Raw genomic sequence first — 8,845 nt, forward strand, 5'->3', positions numbered from 1 at the left:
GCATGCGCCACGACAGCTACTGCTGCTACCTTCAGTCCCTGAAGTACACCGGCAGGCATGACCTCGGCATAGCTTGATATGCCCAGCGCAAACAGAATCAAAGCAATAGCCGAAGGCAGTGTAAAGCCGGCCCATGCCGCAATAGCACCCATATACCCAGCCCTGGATAAGCCCAGTGCAATGCCGACCTGGCTGCTGGCCGGTCCAGGCAGAAATTGGCATAGTGCGACCAGATCGGCATAACTGCGTTCAGACAGCCAGCGCCGTCGGCTGACAAACTCGTGGTGAAAGTAACCTAGATGGGCGATCGGGCCGCCAAAAGAGGTCAGGCCCAGGCGCAGAAAGATAAGGAAAACAGACCACGAAGCGGATTGATCGGTACGGGTTCGGAACTCGTTCATGGTGGTGCTTTCTTGATTTGATATCGAAAGCGGCCATCATAATTCAAATTTGATGACAAAGTCCTCTTTTACACTTCGATTGTGCTCGGCGCGTTTTTTTGACAGGCTGAACGCCTCGTTGGTTTAGGGTTTATGTGAAATACAAGCAAACTCGCCATAGAAAAGCCGCTCAGGGGTTACGCGCAGCAGCATTGTCGCCGCGTGGTTGCCGCTGGTGATGGCAGGCACTGGGGAATAAGAAGTGCTGCAAGGCAGGCCTTCTTTGCGGCTATTGGCCTGGCATTGTCGAGCGCGCCACCGTTGCCGGCCCGTTCATCAGGCGGCACTCAGCGGGAAAAACGCTGGCACCTCTGATAGGGTTGTAATCGCAGCGCTGGCCGGTGAATCATACGTCCAGTGGCTCGGTCCATTCGTCGATGAATTGGGTGTGATGTGGACGTTTTTTCTGCGGGATGGACATTTTGGGCGTGCCGATGGCAATGAAGCCCAGGAACCGATAGTCGAGCGAATCAAAACCGAGTCCTGCTTGAAATTCATCAATGTAAGTGGCAATACCCGTACTCCAGAATGCACCATAACCCAGCATATAAGCAGCATTCAGGATATTGGTGACAGCGGCACCGGTGGCGAGGACTCGCTCTGTCTCGCTGATGGCAGTGTTGCCATAATCGATATGGCAGGCTACAGCAATGATCATGGGTACTTCACTGAGCCAGGCACGGGTTGCCGCTTCTTTTTCGGGCGTGAACGGCGTGTCGCTCTGTTGGCGCAGCCCAATGGAAAAATCGGCGAACTTGCCGATGGCCGGGCCACGAATAATCTTGAACCGCCAGGGCTGAAGGCTACCGTGATCAGGCGCTGCCATGGCGGCCTGCAGAATCCGGGCCAGATCGCCATTATTGGGCGCAGGCGCCGTAACCAGTTTCATGGAACTGCGGGACAACAGAAAATCAATGGGTTGAGTCATGAACAATTACCTGAGTTGCAATACGAATATGATAGCGCAGCAGATCGAAAAATGGGCCGATGACCCTGACGATAAAGGAAGATCAGCAGGCCGATACACTCGTCTCAATTGCGCAGCAGCGCCTTCATATCCCGTACCGCCTTTTCCCAACCGTCAAATATCGCCTGGGCCACGATGGCATGACCAATATTGAGCTCGGAGATGCCGCCAAGCGCCACAATGGCCTGGACGTTCTGATAGTGCAGGCCATGGCCTGCATTGACTTTCAAGCCCTGGCGTAGTCCTTCCGCTATTGCCAACCGGATGCGCTCGAGTTCGAGCTGCTGCGCCTCGCCGCTAGCTTGCGCGTAGGCGCCTGTATGCAGCTCAATGACGCCGGCACCCGCTTGCACGGCAGCGCGAATCTGCTCAAGATCGGGGTCGACAAATAACGACACCCGTGCGTGTGCGGCGTGCAGTTTGCTGATGGCCTGGCTGACCGATTCGAAGTAGGTCTGGACATCGAGCCCACCCTCGGTGGTCAGTTCCTGCCGTTTCTCTGGCACCAGGCACACGTCATGAGGACGCACCTGACAGGCGATATCCAGCATCTCGTCGGTCACAGCGCATTCAAGATTCATGCGTGTCTTCAACAAGGGCCGCAGGGCATGTACGTCGCTATCCTGAATATGCCGGCGATCTTCGCGCAAATGCAGCGTAATGACGTCGGCGCCAGCCTGCTCGGCAACCAACGCTGCACGGACCGGATCAGGGTAACCACAACCGCGCTGCTGACGCAGCGTGGCCACATGATCAATATTTACACCCAAATCAATCATGATGCATCCTGCGCTATTGCTGTGTTGACGGGGTGATTTGTGTCGCGTTGCCGGAAACCGGTACTGGATTGGCTATGGGCGCATCCGGATTCGGACGCATCGAGGTGCCACGATTCCAGCCGCCACCCAGGGCCTTGTACAACTCCACTTTGTTCAGCAAGGATTCGAGTCCCACCTGGACGAAACTCTGCTGCACGGTAAACAGATTGATCTGGGCAGTTTGAACCTGCAGGAAGCTGTCTATGCCATTTCTATAACGCAAATCCGACAGATTGAGCGACTCGTATGCAGATTTTTGTTGATCCCTCAGGGCTTGCAACTGGGCGCCGTAGGTGGCTTCCCCTGCCAGCGAGTCAGCAACTTCCTTGAATGCCGTCTGAATCGATTTTTCGTACTGCGCGACAGCAATATCCTTGCGCACTTCGCTCAGCTCAAGATTGTTGCGCAACCGCCCTGCCGTGAAAATTGGCATTGTGATCACCGGATTGAACGACCAGGAACCTTGTCCACCCGAAAAAAGCGTACTGAGGCCCAGACTGGCCGATCCAATCAGTCCGGTCAGGGAAATGCTTGGGAAAAAAGCCGCTCTTGCTGCGCCGATATTGGCGTTGGCAGCCAGCAACTCGTGCTCTGCGGCAATGATGTCCGGACGCCGCACCAGCAAATCGGAAGGCAGTCCCGCTGGTATTTTCGTCATCAATACATCGCCGGCGAACGGGCTGGCTGCAGGCAGGCCGGCAGGAATTGGCGCGCCGATAATCAGCTGCAATGCATTTCTGGCCAGTTGCTCGCTGCGATCCAGTTCAGCCGAGCTAGCCCGGGCAGAGTCCAGCAGGGTCTTGGCCTGATTGACATCCAGCGCCGACGCTACGCCACCGCGAAAGCGCGCCTGGACCAGGTCATAGGTAGATTGACGTGATTTGAGCGTCTTGGCAACCAGCTCTCTTTGCTGTTGCGCTGCACGCAAATTGTAGTACGCCGTAGCCAGTTGGCCGATCAGATTGATCTGCGCCGTTTTGCGCCCTTCCACGGTTGCCAGATAGGACTGGAATGCCGCTTCGGACAAGTTGCGTTGTTTGCCGAAGAAATCCAGCTCAAAGTCGGTAATACCGATGCCGGCCGTAAAGCTGCGCGAGACCGAAGGACTATCCGGGCCGGCCTGACGCATATTGGGCGGCATGCGCTGGGCAGTTTCCTGCGCCGTAGCGCCAATTTGCGGGAATTGATCGCTGCGCGTAATGCCATATTGGGCACGCGCCTCATCAACCCGTTTTACCGCAATACGCATATCACGGTTGTTTTCCAGCGCCAGGCCAATCAGTGCCTTCAGGCGAGGTTCACGGAAAAACTGCTCCCAGCCTAAATCGGCAACGGATGTCTGATTGGCGCCGTCCTGCCCAGGGTAGGTCCCCGGAACCGGTGCGTCCGGCCGCGTATAGTCGGGTGACAATGAGCAGCCAGCCAGCAGGACGGCCATGAAAACAGCGGAAAAACGGGGCAATGTACGTTGTGACCCTTGCATGATTATTCATTTCCTTTTGGAGGTGATCCGTCCTGACGTTTGCTGTCGCCACCGGCGGTCATATCATCTGCCTCAGCCACATCGGTATAGATATGCTGAGATTCTTTTTCGGCTTCGGTAGCTTTCTCGTGTTCATCAGCCTGACGACCCAACAGGCGTGGTTTTACTTTGAAGAACGTCATCACGACAACGAAGAATGTTGGGACGAACAGCACGGCAAACGGTGTAGCCGCTACCATACCGCCAAACACCCCATAGCCAACGGCCTGCTGACTCGCTGCACCTTCGGCATTGGCCAGCATGAGCGGTATGACGCCCATGATGAAAGCGAACGAAGTCATCAGAATCGGCCGGAACCGCAGTCGCGCCGCTTCCAGCGTCGATTCAACCAGCCCCTTACCTGACGCAAACGCATCCTTGGCAAATTCCACAATCAGAATGGCGTTCTTGGCAGACAATCCAATTACCGTAATCATACCCACCTGGAAGTAAATGTCATTTGACATTCCCACCAGCGAGACCAGACCCACCGTACCCAGCATACCCAAAGGCACAACCAATACGGCAGATAATGGAATCCACCAGCTTTCATACAGCGCAGCGAGCACCAGGAATACCACAGCGAAGGCCAATCCAAGCATAATGGATGCCTGACTGCCCGCCTGAACTTCCTGATAGGACAAACCGGTCCATTCGTAACCGATACCTGAAGGCAACTGACCAACCAGTTTCACAATTTCATCCATCGCTTCACCATTGGCGTAGCCGGCATTGGCCTGGCCCTGAATCGTGATGGAATCATAACTATTGTAACGCTGTACCTGACTTTGACCCTGTACCCAATCCAGTGAAACAAAGGAAGATAGAGGGACCAGATCGCCATCGGTATTGTGTACCCTCAATTTGAGAATATCTTCGGGCGACATCCGTTGTTCGGCTTCAGCCTGAATCCAGACGTTCTGCATCCAGCCCTGGTTAGGGAACTGCCCCAGATAGCTATTGCCAATTGTACCGGACAGCACGCTGCCGACCTCGGCCATGTTCACGCCAAGTGAATAGGCTTTGATGCGATCGACGGTCACTTTCAACTGCGGGCCCGGGCCAAGACCGGAAATACGCACCTGGGAAAGAATCTTGCTCTGGCCTGACAGCTGTATCAGTTGGTTGGCCGCTTCACGCAACTGGGTCTGCCCCATACCGCCGCGATCCTGCAAGCGCAAGTCAAAACCTGTCGCCGTACCCAATGAAGGAATGGACGGCGGCACAATAGAGAGCACCATGGCATCCGGAATACCGAAAAGCAGCTGGCCTGTGGCGCGTCCCGCTACCGACATGGCGCTATGCTCTTCTCCCTTGCGATCAGCAAATTTCTTGAACGGCGTAAAGGCAATGGCCGAGTTCAGACCGGAACCATTGAAACTGAAACCCTGCACGGTGATGATGTTTTCCACCTCAGGCTGTTTCTCATAGTATTCCTCAACCTGCTTGATGACCTCTTCGGTCCGCTTGGCCGAGACACCCGCCGGCAACTCGATGTTGGTCACGGCATAGCCCTGATCCTCTGTAGGCAGGAACGAACTGGGCAGACGCAGATACAGAAAGCCCAGCAGAATGACCAATCCCAGATAGATCAGCATCATGCGCCCGCCACGCTTGAGCAGGCTGCCCACGAAACCCGTATAGTTGTTCGTGATTTTGGCAAACGTCCGGTTAAACCAGCCGAAAAAGCCTTTTTTCTCATGATGCCCCTTGGGCACCGGTTTGAGCAGTGTGGCACACATGGCTGGCGTAAAGGTAAGCGCCAGAAATGCTGAAAAGCCGATAGAAATAATCATCGCAGCCGCGAACTGACGGTAAATCACACCCGCAGACCCACTCATGAAGAATAGCGGCGCAAATACGACCATCAACACTAGCGTAATACCGACGATCGCCCCGAAAATCTGTGGCATCGCCTTGATCGTGGCTTCCTTGGGCTGCAGACCCTCTTCGGCCATGATCCTTTCCACATTTTCAACCACCACGATCGCGTCATCGACCAGAATACCGATGGCGAGCACCATTGCAAACATGGTGAGCGTATTGATAGAGTAACCCATGGCCGACAGCGTAGCCAGCGTGCCCATCAGCGCCACCGGAACTACAATCGCCGGGATCAGTGTATAGCGGATGTTCTGCAGGAACAGGAACATAACGACAAACACTAGCAGCATCGCTTCAACCAGGGTATGAACCACCTGGGTGATGGAGGCATCCACATATGGTGCAGTGTTGTACGGAATTTTGTATTCAATATTGCCCGGAAAATACTTGGACAGGTTTTCCATCTCGGCCTGAACCAGCTTTGATGTTTCCAGCGCATTGGCGTTGGGGGCCAGTGAGACGGCGAATGCGGCCGATGTTTGCCCGTTCAGGCGGGCGCCAAACTGATAGGAGTCGGCGCCCACTTCGATACGTGCCACGTCGCTGAGCCTGACCGTTGAGCCGCCTTGTGTGGCGCGCAGAACAATATCGCCGAACTCCTTGACGGTGCTAAGCTGACCATTGACGATCACCGTTGCGCTGGTGGTCTGGTCATCTGGCGTCGGTGGCGACCCCAGGGTACCGCCTGTAATTTGTGCATTCTGTGTTTGCAGGGCAGTCTTGATATCACTGGTTGTCAGACCGAAGGAGGTCATTTTTGCCGAATCTACCCAGATACGCATGGCACGTGGTGAAGCAAACAGCTGGAATTGACCCACACCCTTAATTCGGGCAATCGAGTTCTGAATATTCCTGGTAATGTAATCACCCAGTCCAGCGTCATCCAGTGAACCATCGGTCGAGCTCAGTGTCCCGATCAGCAGGAACCCTGACGTACTTTTCGAGTACGTAATACCCTGCTGCGTCACCGCCTGTGGCAGTTTGGAATTGACCGCGGCAATACGATTCTGTACATCGACTTGTGCAAGATCGGGGTCAGTACCCGGTTCAAATGTCACATCGATCTTGGCAGCACCATACGAATCGCTGGTAGAGGCGTAGTACAGCATGCCTTCGGCACCATTGAGTTCGTTCTCGATCAGACTGGTTACAGAGCGTGCAACTTCTTCCGCCCCGGCGCCAGGGTATGTGGCGTTTACGGTGATAGTCGGCGGTGCCACTTCAGGATACTGCGAGATGGCCATATTCGGGATAGAAACGACACCCGCGAAAAATATGATAATCGCAATAACCCAGGCAAAAATTGGCCGGTTAATGAAAAAATTTGACATGTTTTATATACTCATTGTGCCGGCTTGTCGCCCTGCTGTTCAGGCTTGCTTTCCTGTGCCGGGGCGCTATCGCCCTCTTTCTTGGGCTGTTGCCCCGCACCCGGTTGGGGCTGCTGACCGCTATTGCCTGCAGCGTCCTTTTTCTTCCATGGCTGTGGTTTGACCGGTGCACCTGGGCGAATTTTTTGGAAGCCTTCGACAATAACTTCGTCACCCGCCTTCACACCTTGCGTGATGATCGTATCGCTATTGACTTCCCCGCCCGTTTGAATCGTAACCGATGCTACCTTGCCATCCCGAACCAGCATCAGATTGCTCAGACCATCACTAGAGCGCTGAATGGCCTGAGTTGGAACCAGCAGGGCTTTTTCATCCTTGCCCTGCTCAAGCTTGACGTTGACATACATGCCGGGCAACAGGAGTTTGTCTGCATTCGGAAAGGTCGCTCGCAGCGTGACCTGGCCGGTCGATGGCTCAACGCTGACTCCGGTAAACAGTAGCTTGCCGTCCTGCGCATATTGGGTGCCGTCTTCCAGTTCAATTTGTACCAGTGCGGTATTTTCATCAACTTTGGTCAGCTGTCCGTCTGCCAGGGCTTTGCGCAAGCGGTACAGTTCAGCGGTAGATTGTGTGAAATCCACATATACCGGGTCCATTTGCTGCACATGCGCCAGTTCGGTGGCTTCGGTGCCGCTGACCAGCGCCCCTTCTGTGACCAGGGCACGGCCGATAATGCCGTCAATGGGCGACTCGACATCGGTATAAGACAAATTGATGCGTGCTGCATCCAGTGCAGCTTTGGCCGAAGCGATGGTTGCATCTGCCTGGTTTGCCTGCGCGCGCGCATCGTCATATTCCTGACGGCTCACGGCGTTGGATTTGACCAGGGTGGCATAGCGGTTGGCCAGTTGCCGGGCACTTCCCGCAGTCGCTTTGGCCTGATTCAATGCAGCTTCAGCCTGAGCGTATTGGGCTTTGTAGGTTGCCGGATCAATACGAAAGAGCACCTGTCCTTTCTTTACTTCTCGACCCTGCTCAAATTCAATTTTTTGCACGATACCGTTAACGCGGGCGCGCACCTGTGCATCGCGCACGGCGCTAACCCGGCCTGGCAGCATCGTAAAGATGGTGGTAGGTGTCTCAGTCACTTTGACTGTGCTGACCGGTGTCGGCGGCGGGCCGCTTTGCGCGCCTGCTTGCTGGTCTTCCTTACCGCAACCGCTTAGCGCAACCAGGCACGACAGCAAAACTGTTGCAACATAGCGCTTGTGTATAAAGAGTCTGTTTGTCATTGGGCTGGAAACCTTGAGAGCGAGGGCTGATCCTGACGGATAGCTGATTGAACGGTATTGAAGAAAAGATTATAACCAGAAAATAATTGCCTAAGCAAATACTATTTAGTATAAACCCTTAAGTTCTAGGGTTTTTATCAGATCCTTGAGCATTTTGTGAGCACTCTCATCTGAGAAATGGGCTATAGATTGGCGAATCTGCGCAATGCGCTGGATCCGTCGCTTACTGAAAAGGCACAGCCAAAGTGGCCCCTGCCTGCCTGGTTGGCAACGCAGGCCGCCGTATCAGCCGTGCCAATATCCAGTGCACTATGGCTGAATCACCCACCGGCGCGGGGTTTGGTAAATAGCCCCGGTCGGCTACTACTTGGCAAAGATGCGGTAAAAATAACATGGCTGTGCCGGTTTTGGCGTCATCCGCCCGCCAGAGAGGATAAAAATCTGCTTTTTTGAGCCTGCACAGTGTCAATCGAGCAACAGGGCGTCATCGGTGATCTGCTCTCCCCTGACCTTCTCAAACATCTGCAACAGGTCGCTGACCGTCATGTCCCGGCGCTGCTCGCCAGCCACATCCAGAACGACCTGTCCCTG

General features: G+C 54.7%; 6 protein-coding genes and 1 pseudogene. All 7 read right to left on the reverse strand.

Going from position 1 to position 8,845, the window contains the following annotated elements:
• Positions 1–401: chromate transporter (locus ACTIKR_RS02355; RefSeq protein ID WP_442327071.1), on the reverse strand; the 401-nt coding region annotated here is incomplete at its 3' end.
• A gap of 385 nt (positions 402–786) precedes the next feature.
• Positions 787–1,368, reverse strand: a complete 582-nt coding sequence (locus ACTIKR_RS02360; protein ID WP_442327072.1) for a nitroreductase family protein — start codon at positions 1,366–1,368, stop codon at positions 787–789.
• A 104-nt stretch (positions 1,369–1,472) separates the two neighbouring features.
• Positions 1,473–2,186, reverse strand: a complete 714-nt coding sequence (pdxJ, locus tag ACTIKR_RS02365) for a pyridoxine 5'-phosphate synthase (protein ID WP_442327073.1) — start codon at positions 2,184–2,186, stop codon at positions 1,473–1,475.
• Positions 2,187–2,199: 13 nt separating this feature from the next.
• Complete coding sequence (locus ACTIKR_RS02370) at positions 2,200–3,708, reverse strand: efflux transporter outer membrane subunit (protein ID WP_442327074.1); 1,509 nt, start codon at positions 3,706–3,708, stop codon at positions 2,200–2,202.
• A gap of 2 nt (positions 3,709–3,710) precedes the next feature.
• Positions 3,711–6,962 (reverse strand): efflux RND transporter permease subunit, encoded by a 3,252-nt coding sequence (locus ACTIKR_RS02375; RefSeq protein ID WP_442327075.1) that lies wholly within the window; start codon positions 6,960–6,962, stop codon positions 3,711–3,713.
• An 11-nt stretch (positions 6,963–6,973) separates the two neighbouring features.
• A complete protein-coding gene (locus ACTIKR_RS02380) occupies positions 6,974–8,254 on the reverse strand; it encodes an efflux RND transporter periplasmic adaptor subunit (protein WP_442327076.1) in 1,281 nt (426 codons plus the stop codon).
• 465 nt (positions 8,255–8,719) lie between these two features.
• Positions 8,720–8,845: pseudogene (locus ACTIKR_RS02385) on the reverse strand (ABC transporter ATP-binding protein); the annotation flags it as partial.

Origin of the sequence: Advenella sp., assembly GCF_052108595.1 — a bacterium.
Classification (GTDB): Bacteria; Pseudomonadota; Gammaproteobacteria; order Burkholderiales; family Burkholderiaceae_B; genus Advenella.

Coding starts and splice junctions, on each gene's coding strand:
- ACTIKR_RS02360 (WP_442327072.1), bottom strand. CDS start 1,368: ATGACTCAACCCATTGATTTTCTGTTGTCCCGCAGTTCCATGAAACTG.
- pdxJ (WP_442327073.1), bottom strand. CDS start 2,186: ATGATTGATTTGGGTGTAAATATTGATCATGTGGCCACGCTGCGTCAG.
- ACTIKR_RS02370 (WP_442327074.1), bottom strand. CDS start 3,708: ATGCAAGGGTCACAACGTACATTGCCCCGTTTTTCCGCTGTTTTCATG.
- ACTIKR_RS02375 (WP_442327075.1), bottom strand. CDS start 6,962: ATGTCAAATTTTTTCATTAACCGGCCAATTTTTGCCTGGGTTATTGCG.
- ACTIKR_RS02380 (WP_442327076.1), bottom strand. CDS start 8,254: ATGACAAACAGACTCTTTATACACAAGCGCTATGTTGCAACAGTTTTG.